Annotated in this window: 19 protein-coding genes, 1 tRNA gene and 1 CRISPR repeat array; of the genes, 13 read left to right on the forward strand and 7 right to left on the reverse strand. The window is 40.6% G+C overall.

Annotated features, from left to right (window positions below):
- Positions 1-27 precede the first annotated feature (27 nt).
- From FD723_RS06305 to FD723_RS42540, 4 genes are all read left to right on the forward strand, one after another.
- Positions 28-618, forward strand: coding sequence for a chromophore lyase CpcT/CpeT (locus FD723_RS06305; RefSeq protein ID WP_179064554.1), 591 nt, complete (start codon positions 28-30; stop codon positions 616-618).
- Between the two features lie 169 nt (positions 619-787).
- Positions 788-858 (forward strand) — tRNA-Cys (locus FD723_RS06310).
- 232 nt (positions 859-1,090) lie between these two features.
- Positions 1,091-2,329 (forward strand): tyrosine-type recombinase/integrase, encoded by a 1,239-nt coding sequence (locus FD723_RS06315; protein WP_179064555.1) that lies wholly within the window; start codon positions 1,091-1,093, stop codon positions 2,327-2,329.
- Between the two features lie 377 nt (positions 2,330-2,706).
- Positions 2,707-2,829: a hypothetical protein gene (locus tag FD723_RS42540; protein WP_256875092.1), complete on the forward strand. Its 123-nt coding sequence runs from the start codon at positions 2,707-2,709 to the stop codon at positions 2,827-2,829.
- A gap of 83 nt (positions 2,830-2,912) precedes the next feature.
- On the opposite strand, the gene FD723_RS06320 is transcribed toward FD723_RS42540, so the two are convergent.
- Positions 2,913-6,659, reverse strand: coding sequence for a tetratricopeptide repeat protein (locus FD723_RS06320; RefSeq protein WP_179064556.1), 3,747 nt, complete (start codon positions 6,657-6,659; stop codon positions 2,913-2,915).
- Between the two features lie 82 nt (positions 6,660-6,741).
- Positions 6,742-7,286: a CRISPR direct-repeat array (repeat unit 35 nt; unit sequence GTTTCCATCCCCGTGAGGGGTAAAGGAATTAAAAC).
- A gap of 332 nt (positions 7,287-7,618) precedes the next feature.
- A complete protein-coding gene (locus FD723_RS06325; RefSeq protein WP_179064557.1) occupies positions 7,619-8,368 on the reverse strand; it encodes a DUF4384 domain-containing protein in 750 nt (249 codons plus the stop codon).
- 278 nt (positions 8,369-8,646) lie between these two features.
- Between FD723_RS06325 and cas1 the strand changes: the two genes are divergently transcribed.
- Complete coding sequence (cas1, locus tag FD723_RS06330) at positions 8,647-10,668, forward strand: CRISPR-associated endonuclease Cas1 (RefSeq protein WP_179064558.1); 2,022 nt, start codon at positions 8,647-8,649, stop codon at positions 10,666-10,668.
- 405 nt (positions 10,669-11,073) lie between these two features.
- Here cas1 and FD723_RS06335 read toward each other — a convergent pair whose 3' ends face one another.
- Positions 11,074-11,220, reverse strand: coding sequence for a hypothetical protein (locus FD723_RS06335; RefSeq protein ID WP_179064559.1), 147 nt, complete (start codon positions 11,218-11,220; stop codon positions 11,074-11,076).
- Positions 11,221-11,425: 205 nt separating this feature from the next.
- Here FD723_RS06335 and FD723_RS06340 point away from each other — a divergent pair, with 205 nt between their 5' ends.
- The 4 genes from FD723_RS06340 to FD723_RS06355 all read left to right on the forward strand — a co-directional run bounded on the left by FD723_RS06340 (position 11,426) and on the right by FD723_RS06355 (position 13,398).
- On the forward strand, positions 11,426-12,007 hold the full coding sequence (locus tag FD723_RS06340; protein WP_179064560.1) for a carbonic anhydrase: 582 nt from the start codon (positions 11,426-11,428) through the stop codon (positions 12,005-12,007).
- Positions 12,008-12,216: 209 nt separating this feature from the next.
- Positions 12,217-12,474, forward strand: a complete 258-nt coding sequence (locus FD723_RS06345) for a hypothetical protein (protein ID WP_179064561.1) — start codon at positions 12,217-12,219, stop codon at positions 12,472-12,474.
- Between the two features lie 119 nt (positions 12,475-12,593).
- Positions 12,594-12,902 (forward strand): DUF3181 family protein, encoded by a 309-nt coding sequence (locus FD723_RS06350; protein WP_094352809.1) that lies wholly within the window; start codon positions 12,594-12,596, stop codon positions 12,900-12,902.
- Positions 12,903-13,182: 280 nt separating this feature from the next.
- Complete coding sequence (locus tag FD723_RS06355) at positions 13,183-13,398, forward strand: acetyltransferase (protein WP_179064562.1); 216 nt, start codon at positions 13,183-13,185, stop codon at positions 13,396-13,398.
- A 271-nt stretch (positions 13,399-13,669) separates the two neighbouring features.
- Here the strand turns inward: FD723_RS06355 and FD723_RS06360 are convergent, their stop codons facing one another.
- Both FD723_RS06360 and cobW read right to left on the reverse strand, forming a co-directional pair.
- Positions 13,670-14,152 carry an ABA4-like family protein gene (locus FD723_RS06360; RefSeq protein WP_179064563.1) on the reverse strand — a complete coding sequence of 161 codons (483 nt, stop codon included), beginning with the start codon at positions 14,150-14,152 and terminating at the stop codon, positions 13,670-13,672.
- Positions 14,153-14,395: 243 nt separating this feature from the next.
- Positions 14,396-15,454 (reverse strand): cobalamin biosynthesis protein CobW, encoded by a 1,059-nt coding sequence (cobW, locus tag FD723_RS06365; protein WP_179064564.1) that lies wholly within the window; start codon positions 15,452-15,454, stop codon positions 14,396-14,398.
- A 107-nt stretch (positions 15,455-15,561) separates the two neighbouring features.
- On the opposite strand from cobW, the gene FD723_RS06370 reads away from it, so the two are divergent.
- On the forward strand, positions 15,562-15,771 hold the full coding sequence (locus FD723_RS06370; protein WP_179064565.1) for a hypothetical protein: 210 nt from the start codon (positions 15,562-15,564) through the stop codon (positions 15,769-15,771).
- 233 nt (positions 15,772-16,004) lie between these two features.
- Here the strand turns inward: FD723_RS06370 and FD723_RS06375 are convergent, their stop codons facing one another.
- On the reverse strand, positions 16,005-16,721 hold the full coding sequence (locus tag FD723_RS06375; protein ID WP_179064566.1) for a heme oxygenase (biliverdin-producing): 717 nt from the start codon (positions 16,719-16,721) through the stop codon (positions 16,005-16,007).
- Between the two features lie 505 nt (positions 16,722-17,226).
- Between FD723_RS06375 and glmM the strand changes: the two genes are divergently transcribed.
- The gene (gene glmM, locus FD723_RS06380) at positions 17,227-18,693 is read left to right on the forward strand and encodes a phosphoglucosamine mutase (RefSeq protein WP_179064567.1); all 1,467 of its coding nucleotides are present in this window, start codon (positions 17,227-17,229) and stop codon (positions 18,691-18,693) included.
- 287 nt (positions 18,694-18,980) lie between these two features.
- Here glmM and FD723_RS06385 read toward each other — a convergent pair whose 3' ends face one another.
- Entirely contained in the window at positions 18,981-19,202 is a 222-nt protein-coding gene (locus FD723_RS06385; RefSeq protein ID WP_179064568.1) for a hypothetical protein, read from the reverse strand.
- A 145-nt stretch (positions 19,203-19,347) separates the two neighbouring features.
- Here FD723_RS06385 and FD723_RS06390 point away from each other — a divergent pair, with 145 nt between their 5' ends.
- Complete coding sequence (locus tag FD723_RS06390) at positions 19,348-20,088, forward strand: glycosyltransferase family 2 protein (protein ID WP_179064569.1); 741 nt, start codon at positions 19,348-19,350, stop codon at positions 20,086-20,088.
- A 65-nt stretch (positions 20,089-20,153) separates the two neighbouring features.
- The gene (gene hpsL / locus FD723_RS06395) at positions 20,154-21,800 is read left to right on the forward strand and encodes a hormogonium polysaccharide biosynthesis protein HpsL (protein ID WP_179064570.1); all 1,647 of its coding nucleotides are present in this window, start codon (positions 20,154-20,156) and stop codon (positions 21,798-21,800) included.
- Positions 21,801-21,811 lie beyond the last annotated feature (11 nt).

Genomic DNA, 21,811 nt, shown 5'->3' on the forward strand with positions numbered 1-21,811 from the left:
TTTAAGCAACTAGTCGATCGTTTTGTAATGACTCATTCTACTGATATCGCCACCTTAGCCCGCTGGATGGCAGCTGACTTTAGCAATCAAGAACAAGCTTTTGAAAATCCGCCTTTTTATGCTCATATCCGCGTGTGTATCCGTCCCCTTCCCTTAGAATTATTCTCAGGAGTAAGTTTGTTTCTCGAACAAGCTTATGATTTTATGCTCAATCAACCCTACCGGATGCGGGTAATGAAGTTGATTCCGGCAGAAAACCACATTGCTATTGAACACTACACCGTTAAAGAAGAACAAAAATTTTACGGTGCATCTCGTGAACCCGAACGCCTCAAAGAATTGTCTGTTGACCAATTGGAAAAAATGTCAGGTTGCAACATGATTGTAGAGTGGACAGGTAAGAGCTTCAAAGGCAGAGTTGAACCTGGTAAAGCCTGCATAGTTGTACGTGACGGCAAAAATACTTATTTGGATAACGAATTTGAGATTGATGCTAAAGAATTTTTCAGCCTTGACCGAGGAAGAGATTTAGACACCGATGAACGTCTTTGGGGTTCTATCGCCGGCCCATTTCACTTTGTCCGCTGGGGTAGTTTTGCTGATGAAGTAAAGGTGTAACAGGTGAAGAGTGAAAACTTCTAACTCAGCGATCGCCTAAAGACTACCAGAAACATCCAGTTAACCCACTATCTCTACGTTAGAATCCTATGCTATCATGGTTAGACTAGCATCCTATGGCTACTAAGACATCTTAGAAAGATTAAAGTAGTTCATGGAATCTTGCTGTGGCGGCATAGCCAAGTGGTAAGGCAGAGGTCTGCAAAACCTCCACCCCCGGTTCAAATCCGGGTGCCGCCTTTAAAGAAATATAAGCACTACAGGGTTTTCAAGCCCTTTTTTATTGGGCGTTAAAGGCTTGCTTTCAAAGCCTTCAGAGATTTTTGGGGTTATTTTGGCTAGTTTGGGTAAAGAACTGGGGTAAAACTGGGGTAAAAATGTAAGGTAGAGGTTTTTACCCCAATAAGTATTTCTGGGGTAAAACTGGGGTAAAGCGGAAGGGTAAAGGTCTTTACCCCACTTAATTACCCTTATGGAATCTCAAAAATCTCAAAGTATTGCCCGTCGAGGTTCAGTGCAGATTAAGAACTCTAACGGCAGTCTTCAATTGGTTTTTTCTCATCCTATTATTACGCCCACTGGAGAGCTAAAAACCAAGCGTTTCTATCTTTCGACAAGGCACGATGATATACCTTTTGGAAGACATCAAGCATCGGCTTTGGCGACAAAAATCCAGAGGGATATTGACTATGGAGAGTTTGATGCCAGTTTAGTTAAGTACAAACCAGCAGCGTCATTAAGCACCGTTACCCCAATTACCCCAACTACACCTTCACCTAAACCCCAACCAGACTTGGGAGAATTATGGGAAAAATACACTGAATTTAAAAAACCACAGGTTAGTCCTTCTACTTATGCAGTTGACTACCGCAAATATCGCAATCACATTGCTAAGTTACCAACTAAAACTTTAGATGATGCGATCGCAATTCGAGACTATTTACTTGCAAATCTCAGTGCTAATGCCGCCAAACGTACTTTGACAAATATAAATGCTTGCTGTGATTGGGCACTTAAAAGTCAGCTAATTGAATCCAATCCCTTTCAAAGTATGGCAAAAGATATTCAAATACCGAAATCAGAATCGGCAGAATATGAAATAAATCCCTTTACGAAGGAAGAACGGGATAGCATAATTCAAGCGTTCGAGGAGAGTAAGCTCTACAGCTACTATGCTCCTTTAGTAAAATTATTATTTTTTACTGGATGCAGACCATCCGAAGCGATCGCTCTACAATGGAAGCATATCAGTGATAAATACATTACCTTTGAGCAAGCAATTACCATCAGTACTAAAGGGTTAGCTCTGAAAGATGGATTAAAAACCCAAAGCCAAAGACGTTTTCCGATTAATAATCAGCAACGTGAAATTTTAAACTCTATCAAACCTGAGAACTCTAACCCAGATGATTTTATCTTTAGAAGCAAGAAAGGTGGCATAGTAGACTTTGGAGATTTTCTCAATCATGCCTGGAAAGGTTACAAAAATCATCGTGGTACACATATAGATGGAATTGTAACTCAACTTGTAAAACAACGTGTAGTAAGCGAATATCGCAAACCTTACCAATGCAGGCATACTTTTATTACTCTTTGTCTGGAAGCTGATATTGATGCAAAGGATGTAGGAAGGTGGGTTGGTAACTCTCCAGAAATTATTTACAAGCATTACGCAGGTAATAAACGTAATCTACAGGTGCCAGAACTATAAATTTGTTGAATTAAAATATAGGCGATCGCCTACAAAGCAATTGTGTTAATCAGAAAATACGGTGATTTGATAAAAGTAGCTTTTGCATCGAATGCTGCTACTTATGATCACCTTGTCCATTAACTCTTAGCATTTGTGTAAATAACACAAAGACGCGATCGCGCTTTATTCGGTGTCTGCCTTTATACTGCCACCCAAATCAACGAAAGCTGCACTTTGCTCAAAAGAGATGTTATTGGCACTAGGGGTTCGTCCCAAGCTGATCATCAGGGCATACAACACTAAAGGTGGCAAAGATACCAGAGAAATTCAGGTTCACCCCAGGCTCATTGGTAACAAGTTAAGTAAGTGTTAAATGTGATACAAAACCTATATCTGTGATGCTCCCAGAAGATTTAGATGCCTACGTGCGAAACAAGCCCAATCGTTCCGAGTGGTTACGGCAGGTTATTGCTGATGCTGTCGCCAAGGAACAAGCTGAAGCTTCCCAGGAAGATTGATTGGGAATTTTGCCAAGCGATCGCTGGTATATTTGTAATTGAGGTAAAAGTAGCGATTAATGCCAGCTTGTCCACTTTTACCCCTAGTTAACCAATGGATCTGTATTCCCCTGACAAATCCATGCTCCCCAGTAAAAAGGATGTTCTAATGGTGTGTCTTTTTCTTGACAATCAATTTTACTATTTACTGATAACTCTTTGACCGCTAAAAGTTCCTTTAGCACTTCCAGACCCAAAGCTGATTCTCGCAATTGCTTAACTGTAATTCTACGTATATAATTCTGAGCAGAATGTAACGCTTCAGACCGACTCATGCCAGACTGCAAGTGATCAAAAAAACGCTCCATCAGTAAGGCAGTTACTTTGTCAGGAACAGACCATAGGCTCATCACTAGAGTTTTTGTACCTGCCACTGCAAAAGCACGCCACAACCCAAATACACCTTCGCCAATTTTAATATCACCTCTGGCAGTATCGCAGGCAGAAAGAACCGTCAATTCATTCGCCCACAAATCTAAACTGGCAATATCTTGGGCAAAAACAAAGCCTTTACCTGCTGCTTGAGGAAGTCTCCCACCAGCAAGCCAAGTATTAGCACCTGCTAACGCCAGCCCAGAACGCAACATAGGATTTTCTACCTTGGTTGTTCGCAGACCTTCCATGTTTAGTAGGTTGCGCCTGTTAGTGACTGGTTGCGCCTGGGAATCGCTTTGGAATAAGCCATGAGTTGCAATTAGCATGATACTAGGACACTCGCTACTTGTCAGGCGGGTTTCTAGTGCTTCTGCGCCTAAGTATAATTTGGCATCAGGCAGTTTTTTCGCCACACTTTCCCCCAAAAACCTTGTCCCTGGAGCGCGGAACAAGCCTTTTGTGGTGAGAGTAGTAAGTAATTCTGGTATTTTTGGTGCTAATGCATTGCCAGTTTCTTGATCTGTGGCTGCATCTGCTGTTAAATCAAAATCAGGATCGGCAATGATTAATGGTGTCGAAATAAAACCTGTTGGTAGCTGAACTTTGCTACGGAGAATTTCTCGCCCGACACCCAGATAACTGATGGTATACTCATCCATTAATAGACGTGAGCCTGTGGCATCAATCGGCAATATCTGAAACGGCACTAAGTTTAAATTACCATCGGGTGCAACAATTAGATGGCTGCAATCTTTCACTAAGTCCCGGATGGGGTCGAACACTGCTTGACTCAGTTGCATCGCATCTGTGGGATTGTATGATTTGATGTGCAGCTTTGGTGCGTCACTACCTTTACCCCAAGCTAATGTCGGGTGGGTGTAGTCAGATGCTTGTAAGCGAAAGGCTTGAATCAGTTCATCGATAGATGCGCTTGCCCCCAAATCTACCATCTGCACGGCATCTGATTGTCCGGCTGTTAAAATAAATGCTAAATACCGAGCTGGATGCCATTGTGTTTCTCCATTGGCCGAAATTGCCTGAAAATCGAATACGTCAAAGCGGACAAACTCGACCAAAATAGAATCAGAAGGTAATGCTGCGACAATCGCCTCACGGTCGAAAGTTTGTTGTGATAGCTGAATTTCTGGAACTTGTGCCGCTAATTGTTTTTGTAAGTTGTGATGTCTGTTTTGCAGTTGTCTCAAATTATCTTGGTATGTAGCTAAGTCATCTGTTTTGGGAACTGCAAAAGTCAGATGGATAATTTGATTGCTCAAATCGCGCAGTTGACGGAATTTTTCTTTCAGTTGCGGGTAGCGGCCATTGTAAAACGCTTCATTTTGAGCCGCCAGCGCTGAGGCGGTTAAGGCTTTACGTTTGAGAACAAAATCTAAGGCTGCAAGTTTTGCTTTATCTGAGTCAGCAAGATGGTTGCAGACTAGGGAAAGAAATAAGTCAAAGTTATTGCGAATTTTCTGGAGGAAGGACAGGCGATCGCTTTCGGAACTAAAAGCGAATATATTACGAATAATCTTGTCATTAATGTTACTGGCTTGGATGCGATGAGATAAAGCTTCATCTGGGCGGTTAGTCGCAGCTAACACTGTTGCGAGATTATTTAAGCTAAATGCAACATCAGGATGTTCATCTCCCAACAGGCGTTTTCTCATTGCCAAAGTTTCTGCATACTTCTGTTGTGCTTCTTCATAGCGCCCCAGCGAAAAGTATAACTCTCCCAGATTATTCAGACTATTAGCGATTTGTGGGTGTTCTTCTCCTAGTAATGACTTTCTCAGTCTCAATGTTTCTAAGTGGAGTTCTTCTGCTTCTTGATAACGCCCTTGAAAATCATAAATAACCGCTAAGTTATTCATCGTACTTGCCACTTGTGGGTGTTCGTCACCAAAGGCGCTTTTAACGATAGCTAAGGCTGATAAAAGTAATGATTCTGCTTCTTGATATTTAAATTGAGCATGATATAATGCTGCTAAATTATTGAGAATAGCTGCTACGAATGGATGTCGTTCTCCTAAAAGATTTTTGGTCATTGCCAAAGATTCTAGATGCAGTTCTTCCGATTCAGAATATCGTCCTTGTAACCGATAAATAACTGCTATCTGGTTGAAAGTCAAGGCAATATCAGGATGCTCGTTACCTAAGAGATTTTTTTGAATTTCTAGAGCTGACAAATATTTTTGTTCGGCTTGAGAATAATTGCCTTGTTCTTCATAAAGTCCTGCCAGATTGTTTAAAGCACCGGCAATTATGGGATGCTCTTTCCCTAATGAGCTTTCTAGTATTGGGAATACTTCTAAATATAGTTTTTCAGCTTCTAAGTATCGCCCTTGGTATGTGTAAATTACTGCCAGGATTTTTAAGCTATCAACAATATCGAACTCGTCAGAACTGAACAGTTGTTTTCTCAAAGAATAAGCTTCCAGAGCCTTTTGTTCAGCTGATAAATAACGCCCTTGAATCAGATAAAGTTCTGCTAAATTATCCAAACTGCTAGCGATATCAGGATGTTCATCACCTAGCAAGCGTTTTCTCATCGCTAAGGCTTCTAGATATTTTTGCTCTGATTCTAGGTAACGCCCCTGTTCTTGATAAGTTCCCCCCAGATTACTGAAGGTAGATGCTATGTATGGATGTTCTGAACCTAATATTTCTTTCCATCTGTCTAAAACAGCTAAATGCAGTTGTTCCGCTTCGAGATAACGTCCTTGAACATCGTACAATCTTGCTAAATTATTCAGGCTAATAGTCATATCAGGATGTAACTCTTCAAACAAGCGTCTTTTCATCGCCAAGGTTTCTAAGTGCATTTTTTCTGCTTCTTTATAGCGTCCAAGGGATGTGTAAATCGCTCCTAAATTAGTCAAAGTTTGAGCAATGTCTGGATGTTCATCGCCAAACAGACGTTTTCGCATTCCTAAAACTTCTAAATGCACTTGTTCAGCTTTGAGATATTTTCCTTGTTCTCGATAAATCTCTGCCAGATTATTTAAATTAGTCGCAATTTGAAAATGTTCTGCTCCAAAAATACTTTTCCAAAGTTCCAGGGATTCTAAAAAATATTTTTCGGCTTGTGAGTAATTCCCTTGTGAATGGTAGAGTACTGCCAGATTATTTAAAGATTGTGCAACATCAGGATGTTCTGAACCTAAGAGACTTTTTCTAATAGTTAACGCTTGTAAATACAAGGGATTGGCTTCTAAATAACATCCTTGTATTCGATATAATTCTGCTAAGTTATTCAAGCTATCACAATATTCTGAATGCTCTGTTAGCTGCTGGCTTGACCCTAAGTTGACAGCTTCTTGGGCAATAATTATTGCTTGCTTGAAGTTTCCTTGTCCAGCAAGTTGCACAACCTGTAAGTTAAGTTGATTTAATTTTTCTAAGAGTTTTTTCATCTGCTAGTTCCAGATGCTTGTATATTTTTTAGTTTTGACTTTTCAATCAATTATTTATTTTACCTAAAATTGTTCATCATCAGTTTCCATCCCCGTGAGGGGTAAAGGAATTAAAACAGGAGCAACAGAATGGGGTTAGATCTTCAGTTTCGGTTTCCATCCCCGTGAGGGGTAAAGGAATTAAAACTAATTAATTACAGACAAAGTTACCTGTCTAACCAAAAGTTTCCATCCCCGTGAGGGGTAAAGGAATTAAAACTATTACCAAGTGTGTGAAGAAATTAAAGCAGATGACAGTTTCCATCCCCGTGAGGGGTAAAGGAATTAAAACACTTTGGAAATGAGGTGAACTGCTTCAGCAGTTTCATTTCATGTTTCCATCCCCGTGAGGGGTAAAGGAATTAAAACACTGGGAGGTATAGGAATTTTTCTAGGATTCCTAGGAGTTTCCATCCCCGTGAGGGGTAAAGGAATTAAAACCAGCTTCCTAAGCTTGGTATCATGGGGGATGATAAGCGTTTCCATCCCCGTGAGGGGTAAAGGAATTAAAACTACTGTCATGGATACGACTGTCGGTTTTGTTTTTTGTTAAGTTTCCATCCCCGTGAGGGGTAAAGGAATTAAAACCCTACCCTTTTAGAAGCCTTGTCCAGAGAGGGTTACAGATACCCATTTTCGCGGGGGGTCTAATTTACCTGTCAATAAGTATAGTTTATTGACAATTAGATACAGGTTAAGGCATCTCAAAATCATACCCAGCAAGCTTTTCGCGGGGGTCAACGAAATCATAAGGGTTTCAGGGAACGCTCTACCCCCGCGAAAAACTTACGTATGAAAAGTCAAACTAAGCACTTTTACTTTTATTTTGAAACCTGATATTAAGTTTTCAAGGTTCTGTGGCTATGAGCAGTAGTATAACAAACTACTTCAAGTTTTGAACGCCTAAACTATTAACTTTTTTATCGTACAGTAATCATGTAATCTGTATACCAAAGTTGATAGTCTCCGCATTCAGTCACATATTTTAGTAACTCTATAAGATGACTTGCTTCTAGTGACAAAACCTTATCATTCTCTTGCCGTAACCAGTCTAATGTAGGTACTTCCTTGGTAAGGACTGCGATAATTTCCTCCTTACCTGGTTCGCCTTCTATTGGGAAAGATGTCATTGGCGAACCTTCTTGAGGCAGAGTTGTCTTACCTGTATTCAAGTGCGGCTGGGGAGCAAAACACGACGGACAAAAACACGATAGTTGTCCAGATGTATCTTTTTGCAACAGTAGTAAATATCCAGGAGTCTCTAAGTTGATTTCAAAACGAATAAAGCTACCTACCTGGACTGACTTTTCATAACGACTCGGTAAATTCTTCCCCCAACCTAGTGTTTCCTCTTTTACTAAGACTAGCCCCATTTGTTCAGTAGGAGAGCTTAATGATTGAAGTTGCTGCCAAAGCTTATCGAGGGGTGTGAGTTCTTGGGTTTCGGCTTCTTCACCAAATACAGCGATATCTTTCCAGTCTAAGTCCAGGAAAACACAAATCTCTTGGAAGTTTGTGCGATATATCGGTTTACTGTTGAGGAAATTATTAACAGTTGTGTAACCTAATCCTACCTCCATAGCAAAATCTGTTTGAGTTAAATTTCTGGCTTTTAAGGCTTTTCTTGCCAGCTTCACACCTTCATCTGATGCAGCCAGAGTCCTGCTCATAATAAGTAAAAAGGTAAAAATAAAAGAATTTTATATAAGTCATATACGAAGTCATATACAAGAGTCAATAACTCATACACGAACTCATATATGGCACTGCAACAATTAAATCAAAGGTACTGTAAGGGATTCGACACCTTTTAAAACACATATTACATTTTCAGTCCATTTTAACGGACTTTCGCTACTCGCCCTTGAGATCATAAACCCCAAGCAGGTTGAAAGCGTGTCGATAATCTTACGTTTACCTTTTTACTTTTACCTTTTTAGTTTTGATTATGTTCACTAAAGAACACCTCCATTTCGCATGGTTACAAGTCCGTGCGGGAAGTAAGGCTGCGGGGATTGATGGTATTTCTGTTGACTTATTTGAGTCAATGGCTACCGAACAATTACAGAAGCTCGAATATCAACTACACCACGAAACTTACACTCCAAGCCCTGCTAAAGGGTTTTACATCCCCAAAAAAAACGGCAGTAAGCGGTTAATTGGTATCCCTACTGTGCGGGATAGAATTATCCAGCGTTTACTACTCGATGAATTGTATTTCCCCTTAGAAGATACGTTTATTGATTGCAGCTATGCCTATCGTCCTGGACACAGTATTCACCAAGCAGTACAACATTTATATGGATACTATCAGTATCAACCAAAATGGATTATCAAAGCCGATATTGCTGATTTCTTTGACAATCTTTCTTGGTCATTATTGTTAACTGCATTGGAGGAATTATCACTTGAACCAATTGTATTACAGTTACTAGAACAACAGTTGAAGTCAGGAATTATCGTTGCTGGACAATATCGTAACTTTGGTAAAGGAGTATTACAAGGTGGGGGACTTTCTGGTGCTTTAGCAAATTTATACCTGACTAATTTTGATCGAAAATGTCTCAGTCAAGGTATTAATTTGGTGCGGTACGGGGATGATTTTGTCATCGCCTGTAAGAGTTGGCAAGAAGCAAACCGTATCCTTGACAAAATTACTGTTTGGTTAGGAGAAGTTTATTTAACTCTACAACCAGAGAAGACACAGATTTTTACTCCCAAGGATGAGTTTACTTTTTTAGGTTATCGCTTTGCTGGCGGTGAAGTTTATGCACCACCGCCACCCAAACCTGTACTCGCTGGGGAATGGGTAATTAATGATTCGGGTACACCTTATTTTCGCAGAAAACCAAGACCAGCGAAACCAGTTTCTCGTCCTCCCAAAGCTTGCAGTATTGACAAGCCGAGCAATTTTCCGAAAGCATCAATTTCTCATTATTGGCAGGAAACCATGACTACTTTATATATAACCGACCAAGGTGCTTATTTGAGCATCAAAAATCAACAATTTCAAGTTTATCATCAAGGTGAATTGCGGATTAAGGTTCCAGTTAGTCGAGTCAGCAATGTTGTGCTGTTTGGTTGTTGTAATGTATCACATGGTGCGGTGAGTATGGCGTTGCGGCGACGGATTCCGATTATGTATTTGTCACAAAAGGGCAGGTACTTTGGTAGGTTGCAAACAGAAGGTGATGCTAAGGTTGAATATTTGATGTTACAGGTTGAGCGTTGTCAAAATACCGAGTTTACCAGAAAGCAAGCTGAAGCGATAGTTCGGGCAAAGTTGCATAATTCCCGGATATTATTGATGCGGTTAAACCGTCGTCAAAAATCTAAAAATGTAGATGAAACAATCATCAAAAAGGCATCTAATGAATTAGAGATTTTGATGAGCAAACTACCTTTTGCAGATAATATGGATATGCTGCGGGGATATGAAGGAAGGGCGGCGACAATTTATTTTCAAGCACTGGGAAGTTTATTTTCTGGTTCGTTTACGTTTGAAAAGCGCACCAAGCGTCCACCCACTGATCCCATTAATAGTATGCTCAGTTTGGGGTACACTCTATTAAGCCAAAATGTTTATTCGTTCATCCAATCTGTAGGATTGCATACTCATTTTGGGAATTTACACGTCCCCCGCGATAATCATCCAGCGCTAGTTTCTGATTTGATGGAAGAATGGAGGGCTGGTTTGGTCGATTCTTTAGCAGTTTATTTAGTCAATTCAGAAGTTTTTACAATTGATGATTTTACGCTACCCGACGAACGAGAAGGGGTGTATTTTCAAGCTCATGCACTCAAGAAGTTTCTGAAACATTGGGAAGAGAAATTGCAATCAGAAATGACGCACCCTCATACTGGACAAAAAGTAGTGTACCGTCGCGCTCTTGAGTTGCAGGTACGAGAATATATTTCATGCTTGAAGGGTGAAGTGGAAGTGTATCGACCAATGATTTGGGAGAAATAAGCTGTTCCACAAATAACCTTGCATAACCGAGGCGGTAGTAGAGAAAACTTATGTTAAGTTCGTGTTTGATGCTGTGAAAAGTCAGAGTACTTTGTGATACTATCTAAAACAACAGACAGAACCTTGAAAACTTAATCTGACGTTTCCAAGTGAATCTCAAAGTACTTGTTTTTACTTTGTGTACGTAAATTTTTCGCGGGGGTCAGGCGATTGCCAAAACCCTTATGATTTCGTTGACCCCCGCGAAAAGCTTTCTGAGTAAGCTTTTGAGAAGGGTCTACTAGGACTAAATTCTCAATAGATGTAGCTTATTGACAGGTAAATTAGACCCCCCGCGAAAATGGGTATCTGTAACCCTGTCTGCATAAGGCTTCTAAATGGGTAGGGTTTTAATTCCTTTACCCCTCACGGGGATGGAAACTGATTTGATCCGCCAGCTACCCAACCAGCAAGGTTAGCAGTTTTAATTCCTTTACCCCTCACGGGGATGGGTGCGACTATCGGTTGCACGTAGAGAGTGAGTTCCTCAGAAAAACTCGTGGCAAGTGTCAAAAGCCAGTACCCGCCCGAAGGGGCATTGCGGGTAACTGCGATGTTTCAGAGCTAGGGCTATATAATAACGATACTTGCCTTTTAGATGAACTCGTGGGAAAGTACTTTTTAGAAAATATCTAAAATCTATCGACTTACCGTAGTTAAATCAGTAACATCAACTTACTGGTCGAACTATTGCCCACAGAGACATCAAATTAAAATCATGAGTCAAGTTTTAACAGAAGTCCTATCAGCTAACCACGCTTACGTCGAAAATTTTGGTGACAAAGGCGACCTCACTATCCCGCCGGCTCGTCGATTTGCTATTCTCACCTGTATGGACGCTAGACTTGATCCAGCAAAATTTGCTGGATTGGCTGAAGGAGACGCCCATGTAATTCGGAATGCAGGTGGACGCGCTAGTGATGATGCAATTCGCTCTTTAGTAATCTCTTACAAGTTACTTGGCACTCGTGAGTGGTTCGTGATTCACCACACAAATTGTGGTATGGAAACCTTCACAGACCAAGTTATCCGAAATTTACTGGCGAATAGTTTGAAAACCGCCAAAATAGACGAAACGGGTTGGCATGATGTTAGTTCTGGAGGAGGTTCAAGCGAAGCCGAGTTTATTGACTGGTTGACTATCACTGAACAGGTACAAAGCGTCTATGCAGACGTGAAACGGATTCGCTTTCATCCATTAGTACCGTCAGAAATTCCAATTTATGGCTATCTATATGATGTCAAAACTGGGAAATTGATTGAAATTCCAGAAGCTACACAAGTTGGTCAGGCTAGCTAGTACCGCAAGTCAGAATTAAAAATTAAAAATTAAAAATTAATACAGGTTTTTATCAGGCTGCGGCATACCATCAGAATTACATAGCACGTCATCCGAGCGATCGCATTGCTCCCGTGAATGATTTGCCGAAGCCGATCAAACCTAAGTAAAAATCTGCTAAAGTTTCAATTACCCGGAATAGGGTGTATTTAAATCTGTAACAAATATTTATGCCTCCTCGTTGGCCTCGCAAACCTGATCGCAAAGACCCTGATTACCGCAAGATCGATGACCGGATGAATTTTGCCGTGCATGTGGCGATCGCTGCTACGATTAATTCTGGGTTATGGTTTTTTCACATCTTGAAAGCCACTACCTGGGAGTGGCTGCCGTTATTGACTGTAAGTTGGACAGGAATAGTATTGGTGCATCTAATCTATATTAGTGCGATCGCTAATTACAGCGAAACTCCACCTAAATCCACCTGAAGACGGACTGCTAATGCTAGGGCGATTGTAACCTGTGGTAGTGGAATCAGCCTGTTAATTGAGCAATAATGTAAAAAAGCCTGAGATTTCGCACTCTTTCTTAATGTAGGGTTATTTTTATGGCAAAGACTAACACCACAGAATTACTGGAAGCCCTAGCAGCTGAAATTGGCGAAAATGTCTACATAGACATTGCCAAATGGCATCTTTATTTATCTAATGCCAAGCTGCATACCCTTGTTGCTGAACAATTGTATCCCTTAATTACTTCCAATAATGTAAGTGAAGACCAAGTTTTAAAGGTCTTGAAATCAATTACGGTAAAAATTGGTGGCGGTAGAAGTGAACTTCCTTTAATCGATTTACTACCGCTACAATGCCAAGTTACTTTAGTAGATATTTTGGAAAAATATCAACGCGAAATCTAATCTCTACAACGAAGATTATTTGAATTAGACAATTTTCTCGGTCAGTATTTCCTGATTTGATTTGAAATGCTAGATTGAGGATTAAATTTTCATGTCAATTTTATAAAGATGAAAACCACAGAGACACATAGATAAATTTTGTGTAATTCATTTATGTGTCTCTGGTAAAAATTTCCTTTAACAATTAAGGAATCTCGACCTTCTAAATTGGTTGAGAGGCGAGTGAGTATATTTTGAGACTCACTCCTAACTTTCATGCAAACTTATTGAGGCAATCTCTATGCTTTTACAAATCAAAAACTCTGGTGAATTGGTAAAAATTCTGGAAATTCAAGAATTGCTTGACCCGAATAATGATGTCGTTCACGGACGAGAACAACAAGGTGAAGAAGAACAGCCACCTGATACTTTTAAGAAAGAAAATCTTGTTTTTCCTTCTGGTGAAGTTCTCCCACGCTGTTGGTTAGATGCCGATTATAGACACGATAACGGTTAATGATTTGAAAATCAGATAATTGGTAATCGGAATAAAAGGGAAAAGGTTAAAGGTTAAAGGTTAAAGGAGAAAGGGATGAACAGGTCGCGCCACTTGCAGGCAAGGTTTTTACCTTCCTCATAAAATTTGGATTATTTCGCGCCACTTGCGGGCGTTAGCGGAGCGGGACGCAGTACGGTTTTTACCTTTTCCCCTTCCCCTTTCCCCCTTCCCCTGCTTCATAAACTATTACCAATTATCAATAATAGGGTGGCAAATCTGTACCACCCTACTATGTGCCAGTTGATGATACTTCTGGTTCTGCTAACGTCGCCGTTTCATTCTGCTGAAACTTGGGGAAAAATGTCTTAGTAATCCAGTCAGTCAAGATGTGAGATAGTAATCCTAAAGGCCCAGCGAACAAAGACAAAGCCAAAGAGTGAATTGTCCAAATACCTGTTTTCTGTCCTTCCCAATAAATCCACCGACCGACGAATAAATCCATCACTAAAAAATGAATCCAACCTGTTGCCGCAGCTGTTTCATCTCCAAGGAATCGCGCAATATCAGCTAATTGAGGATTCGATAAAGCTTGGGCATTTTCTGGCGTAATGCTGTTAATAAACAAATATAAATATGTCCCTGCTAAAAGCACAAAGGGTAGATATGATGACATTATTTGACGTGTGACTTTCCAGTTTGGCAATAAAATCATCAACGCCCAAAATGGTAATACGAAAAGATTGGCAACGTTAAATAGTTGAGAAATCGTCATATTTTTGTCAAGTGAAAAGTGAAGAATTTTTGTTTTGAATTAACTAGTTATTTATAGGGACTTCCAAATAAAAAAATATTTAATTAACTCTTGTGGGGTGGGCATCTTGCCCGCTCAATCGATATGGCGGGCGAGACGCCCACCCCACAAGATTGGATAATTTATTTCTTGGAGTTCCCATAACTCTTAACTCTCAGGAGAAAGATTCTCGACTTATTTAAGAAGTCGGGGGTCTGGGTATAATTATAAAGCTACAAGTTGTGATTCAATTTCCGAAGACTTCAAATCACGCCCGATGAAAACTAAGCGCGTTTGCCTAGCCTCTTCTGGTTTCCAGGGGCGATCGTAAAATTTATCAAATCGGGTTCCCACGCCTTGCATGACTAAGCGCATGGATTTATTTGGCACTGCGACAAAGCCTTTAATCCGGTAAATTTCTTGTTGTTGTGCTAATTTTTCTAACTGCTGTTGCAGCTTTTCTGGGTCAAAGGTACGATCCAAAATTAAATTAGTTGAGGTAATTTCTTCGTCGTGATTGTGGTCTTCTTCGGTATCGTGATGACTAGGACGAGAATCTAAATTGTCTTCAACTGCGGCTTGGAATCCTAATAATATAGATGCATCAAGTTGAGAATGCCCGCCGTAGGCATCGGTCTCGACAATCTTCACCACTCTGGGCAACTCTTGCTTAATCAATTCCTCAACTCTGGCTTTTGTCTCGGCATCTACCAAATCAATTTTATTTAATACCACCAAGTCTGCACAAGCAAGTTGGTCTTCAAACAGTTCTTGCAAGGGTGTTTCGTGTTCTAGATTATCATCAGCTTGGCGCTGGGCTGCGATCGCCTCTAGATCGCTAGCAAATGTCCCCGCTGCTACCGCCGCACAATCTACCACCGTAATCACCGCATCTACAGTGGCAGCATTACGAATTTCTTGCCAACGAAAAGCCTTTACCAGCGGTTTTGGTAAGGCTAAACCAGAGGTTTCAATCAAAATGCAGTCGATGCTATCTCGCCGCTTGATTAACTCTTGCATCATCGGGTAAAACTCTTCTTGCACGGTGCAGCATAAGCAGCCGTTAGTTAATTCAAAGATATTAGTATTGATATCGCCCTCACCATCTTCGGGGCAAATTTGACAGGATTTTAACAATTCGCCATCAATACCGAGTTCGCCAAATTCATTGACTAAAACGGCAATGCGGCGTCCTTGGTTGTTTTGTAGTAGGTGGCGAATTAGGCTGGTTTTTCCACTACCCAAGAAGCCTGTAATCACTGTGACAGGAATTTTCGTAGCCATATTTTTGCCTGATTTACCCAGTATGGTAAGTTTTACGGGTTACAAACTTAAATACTGAGATTAAGCTTGGTTTGAAGATTGACTTAGTTATTTTAAGCTGAAAGTCTATGGCAAACCGGAAAACATTGCCGTTTTTGTGGAGTTTCGGTTTGGTTTTGATTCCTCAAATCACTGTGGCACAAACGGTTGAGGAGTTGGAACAAAAAGCGACATCTGCCGAAGAAGTGAAAAATTATGAAGAAGCCACTCATATTTGGCGAATAGCTCCAGAAAACGCTGATGCTAAAGATGCTCTCAAAAATTTAATCGCCTACTAAACATAATTGAGGGGCAATTTCCCCATGCTTGCTTTCACGAATCAAAAGCAGTCACAGGGCTATTGCCCCTAAATATTTTGAGCGTTTTTTAGCTATCGCTCTTTCTCCAAAAACACCTATGAATTATTTTTCATCAGGCTATCTGGAATTACAGCAGTTTGCAAGTAAATGAGATACAGAATCATCTGCCTCCTGCCTCAAAACCTGCTGCATGACTCTACACACAGCACTTATTACTCAGCAGTGACGAGTTCAGTACTACCGCGTGTACGACGCCGTGTGAGGCTGTTGTAAAGCATTACACCAATCGCCTTAATTAAATTGCCTTCCAATTCCTGGAACATTTTCATATTCGTGCCAAAAGCGGCATTAGCTTCATCAACGATGCGATCGGTTGTAGCATCATCAAGGGGTAATTCATCCAAAATTTGCCGATATTTGGCTTTGAATGCCTTCTCATCAGTAATTTCTGGAAACTCATAAAAAGCTGTTCCTTGCCCTTCCGACAAATTCATCGCTGTTACAGCAATATTTTTAAGAATTTGTCCCCCGGATAAGTCACCCAAGTAACGAGTATATGAATGAGCGATTAACAGTTCTGGTTCGGTTTGAGATATTTCTCGAATGCGCTTGACATAAGCTTCACCTGCGGGAGATAGTTTGATTTGCTCTCTCCAGTTAGCACCAAAGTAATAACTCAAGTCTTGCTCTAGGGTATGTTTACGATTTAGCTGAGGAAAGTTAATTTTAGAAACAATGGGGTGCTGGCGATGCTTTTCCATTTCCTCTTCCATCGCTGAGTAGACGAAGTAGAAGTTAGCAACTAGTTTCCGGTAGGAGTTTTTTTCCACTACTCCTTTTAAAAAGCACTTGACAAAACCTACATTCTCTGCCATCGTGTGGGCTTTCTTAGTGCCTACACGTAATTTGGTTGCTAAATTGCTGCTCATACTAAATTTCTCAACTTTAAAAAGTTAACTGCCGGAGTTTCGATTCACTAACGGCTAAAAAAGCCATTAAAACGTTACCTTAAAACTATTTGATGAGAATTTATATTAAAATTTTTTAAGCTCCAATAAATATGTAGCTTTTAATACATTGATGAACCTAAGAGAATATAACTTTACATTTCGGTGGCAGGACTACCGCGATACGTTCAAAAATCAAATGGGATTTCTATGTCATTGCAAAGTCTCAAATAATACAAATAAAAATCAATCCAAAAATTGAGGGCATAAAAGGAATAATTAGCTAAAATGTGGAAACTTTATTGATAATGTAAAAACCAATACTTACTTCATGAAATATTTACAATTTCAGAGACATAAAGTCAGTATTATTACGGAAATAAGCCTTGAACTAGAATGAATTTCTAAAGAGAAAAAGCATGTCAGAATTGCTGAATAAAGTCTTAAGTGCTATTTTTCAGTGTGATTGTGTGGAGTGTTTAAAAATATGGTTTCATCTATAACTCGAACATCAGGCATTCCTGGGGGTTCTGCTTCCGAAGCTGAGGGATTGGTCAAAGGGATTGAGAGCAGTTTTGGACAGAATTTAATCCCACTACCAGCAAATCCTTTATTTGGCACAGATGGGATTCGCGGACGAGTGGGAGAATTATTGAGTGCGCCCCTAGCATTACAAGTTGGTTTTTGGACGGGGATTGTTTTACGTAACCATGCGACTCAAGTAGGGCCAGTCATCCTCGGACAGGACTCTAGAAACTCCAGCGATATGCTGGCAATGGCTTTGAGTGCAGGGTTAACAGCAGCAGGGTTAGAAGTTTGGTATTTGGGGTTATGTCCCACTCCTTGCATTGCCTATCTTACCAGCATTACTGATGCCATCGGTGGAGTGATGATTTCTGCCAGCCACAATCCCCCAGAAGATAATGGGATTAAGATTTTTGGTGCTAATGGTGGGAAGTTATCGCAAACATTGCAGGCAGAAATAGAAGCGGGACTGCGTGGCAAGATATCACCTATTACTAGAGTCAGTAATTGTGGGCGGCATTACTCACGTTTTGAGTTAGTGGGACATTATAGCGAGGCGTTGAAAAACCCCTTAAACGGTTCCCTAAATCTTCAGGGAATGAAGATTGTTTTAGACTTGGCATGGGGAGCAGCAGTTGGGTTAGCACCATCAGTTTTTACAGAAATGGGGGCAGAGGTAATCTGCCTGCATAACGAAGCAGATGGCGATCGCATTAATGTTAACTGTGGTTCCACACACCTAGATATTCTGGCAGCAACAGTACAAGAACACAACGCCGACATCGGCTTTGCCTTCGATGGCGACGCCGATCGCGTCTTAGCAGTAGACAATACAGGCAGGCAAGTTAACGGCGATTACATTCTCTACCTGTGGGGACGGCACTTGCAACAAAACCAACAATTGCCAGACAATCTGATTGTATCTACAGTCATGGCCAACTTAGGCTTTGAAAAAGCTTGGCAGCAAATTGGTGGTAATTTAATTCGTACCGCAGTTGGCGACCAATACGTGCAAGCCGAAATGCAGCGCACTGGGGGAATGCTAGGTGGTGAACAATCAGGTCATATTCTTTGCCGTCACTATGCTGTAACTGGGGATGGCTTATTAACAGCATTACACATAGCAGCTTTGGTGAGAGAGGCTGGCGTTTCCTTAAGCGAATTAGTAGATCAAAGCTTCCAAACCTATCCCCAATTGTTGCGGAACGTGCGAGTCGTCGATCGCGATCGCCGCTTAGGATGGCAAGATTGCCAACCTCTGCAACAAGCGATCGCACTTGCTGAAGCTGCAATGGGAGATTCCGGCAGAATTTTGGTTCGTGCCTCTGGCACAGAACCAGTGATCAGAGTTATGGTAGAAGCTGCAAATGCCGACCTTGCAAACCACTGGACAAATGAATTAGTTTCGCAAGTCCAGCAACACATATAGGCATTTCCTACTCCCTTCCCACAATCAGATTACCTATCTATATTTTTCTTTTTTCTTGATGTCCTTCTCTTCTCTAGCAGACGCGTCCCTTGCGCGTCTTCACAGTTTATTAAATTAGGTATTCTTTGGGAGAAGGGAGTAGCTGCTATCTCACCTTTCACAAGTGCAAATTTTTCGTAATCATAGTTTCTGCAAATTAACCAGCCTTGGTCATCTGTGGAAAATTTACTATTTACAGCAGATTTCAAGTTGAGTGAAGTACACAAGCTAAGTCTCAAAGCCAGAGATTACGACTGTTTTACTTCTGGGGCGTAGCCCATTCTGACTCGAATGGCACTAAGAAAAGCTATAAGCTTTGCCCTAACTAGTTCCCAGCCTCCAGGCTGGGAACCCATTCTCGGAGGCTCCGCCTCCAGTGGGCTGATCAGAGGCAGAGCCTTTTGGAATACATTCCCAGTCTTCAGACTGGGAACGAGTTGACACAAGCCTTCACGTTTTCTTAGTGCCATTCCATTCTGACCGGAGGCGGAGTGTCTCCGGCTCCGCTCCTGAATTCTGCTGTATATTTGCACTTTGACGTATATTTTAAACCTCTTTTATAACAAGAAAAGAGGTCTGTGTGTATTCATTGATTATCTTCTACAAGGTAATAAAATGCTAGTTTTTGTTATCCCACTTAAAAGTCCACAAGTTTCCAATTCTTGGGAGCGTGTCACCCAATCCTTTGAAAGATGCATCAAATCAATTTGTAATCAAACCTCTACTGATTTTCACGCTATTGTCGTTTGCCATGAACAGCCAAAAATAGAATTTAATCATCCCCAGATTACTTACATTACAGTTGATTTTCCTTCTCCCAACGAGACAAACCCTATAGCTAGAGGAGACACAGATAAAGGGCGAAAAATCTTGAAGGGATTAATGTATGCTCATCAATTTTCTCCAACTCATACTATGGCAGTTGATGCAGATGATTGCATCAGCAAAAACTTAGCCGCATTTATTAAGCAACATCCTAACTCTAATGGATGGTTTATCGACAAGGGTTATAAATATAAAGAAGGTAGTAAATATATATATATTAAAAGAAAAGATTTTTATTCAATGTGTGGTACATCCAATATTCTCCGATATGACTTAAATTTCTTACCAGAAAATGCAGAATATAATCGGGGTTATGGATACTATAAATATTATATAGACCACGGTAAAATCAAAGGCGTATTAGAAAGCAAAGATAAACCTATTGAACAATTACCATTTCCGGGAGCAGTTTACATTGTAGAAACAGGAGAAAATCTTTTTTACGGTTCAATGAAGTTAAACTTTAATATTTTTGATCGAAAATCTCTAACTCAATCAATTAAAGATGAATTTGGCTTGTACATACTATAGCCATTGCAATCCATTTATATGTAAGCTATAGATTGTTTTTAAGGCTGATAGGCTACAGCGCCACTATGCCAAAATCTAAGTCAAAAAATCAAAAATCCAAAAAACAGGCTGTAAAAGAAACTCCTACTCTTAGCCTTAAAGAACAGTTAGCCCAAAAGCGCAAAGCAGCCCAAGCACGTAAAGAATTTATTAGCTTAGTCACCAGCGCTACCTTTGGCAGTGCGTTCTTTGGCATTCTACTTTTTTTTGTAGGTGGAATTAAAGCAGCAGTCCCAGGCGTTTTAGGGATATTCGTCATATCCCTTTCCTACAAATACCCGCGCCAAGCCCTATATGCCTTCATCATTTACGTACCCATTGGGGGTACTATCACCTACTACTTGGGCAATAGTCCCATACTCCAATTAGCTAAAGATGCCTTTTATGTTCCAGCGCTAATTGGACTTTGGCAGACTTGTCGCAAGCAGGGACTACCCATAATTATTCCCCAAGGTATTAAAATCCCACTTTATATAGTCTTTGCTTGCAGTCTGCTAACACTATTGTTTATCAATGGTGGACAGCAGTTTAACCCGCCTAGACTGGGACTATTGGAAAAAGCAACCCAAGAAATACCTTTAGGCATGGGTATTTTGGGACTGAAAGTATTTTTAGGCTATGTCCCCCTGATTGGTTGTGCCTACTATCTAATTCGAGATAAGCGGGATTTTCTATTTTTATCACGCCTCCAGATTTCTCTCATACTGATTTGCTGTGTGCTGGGATTTATTCAATACTTTTTACTACTAACTGGTGTATGTAAAGGCACTAGAGGTCTTGAAGGAAATGCCCTATTTGTCACATCACTAGAAGCTCGGTGTTATTTTGGTGGAGCGCTCTTATATAGTCCCGAAGAAGGGGTTATTCGCTTACCAGGGACATTTGTAGCCCCTTGGCAATGGGCATGGTTCTTAATTTCCAGCACCTTTTTTACCTTTGCCACTGGCTTCACCGATCCCTCCCCAATATGGCGGTTGATTGGTTTAGGTTCTTTAGTGACAGTATTTATCAATGCTGTAATCTCTGGACAGAGAATTGCCTTAGCTTTAGTACCAATCTGCTTTGGGATTTTGTTATTACTCACCGGACAACTTGGCAACCTGAAACGATTTATCCCCATAGGCATAGGATTGGTTCTAGTTCTGGGAATAGCAATGGTGACTAACCCTGAAGTCGTGCAACAGAGAACCGAGAGTTTTACAGGTAGATGGGAAGCTTCACCACCTCAAGATTTCATCGTCCAGCAATTTGAAGAGAATTGGAAAAACGTAGACGGCCCCTTGGGAAGTGGTTTAGGTCGAGCAACTAACTCTGCCCGAGTAATGGGTAAAACTAAGCTCGTAGAAACCTATTACCCCAAAGTACTTTTTGAAGTTGGAATTTTTGGAGTACTAGCCTTTCTGGGTTTGGTAACAAGTTTAACCATTATTGCCTTTAAAACCTATCGCTCCATAAAAAACCGTAATTTCCGCAGTTACGGAGCAGCTTTGTGGGTGTTTATATTGTTTATTAGCTACAACACCTACTACTATCCTTTGGATGTCGATCCGGTTGCTGTTTATTATTGGTTTTTTGCGGGAGTTCTTTTTAAATTGCCAGAACTGGAGAAACAAGATAAAGAAGAGGCCGATCCTCAGCAAAAAAACAAGAAAAAACGTCTCAAAACAATTTAAATGAAATAAAA

The organism is Nostoc sp. C052 (genome assembly GCF_013393905.1).
Lineage (GTDB): Bacteria > Cyanobacteriota > Cyanobacteriia > Cyanobacteriales > Nostocaceae > Nostoc.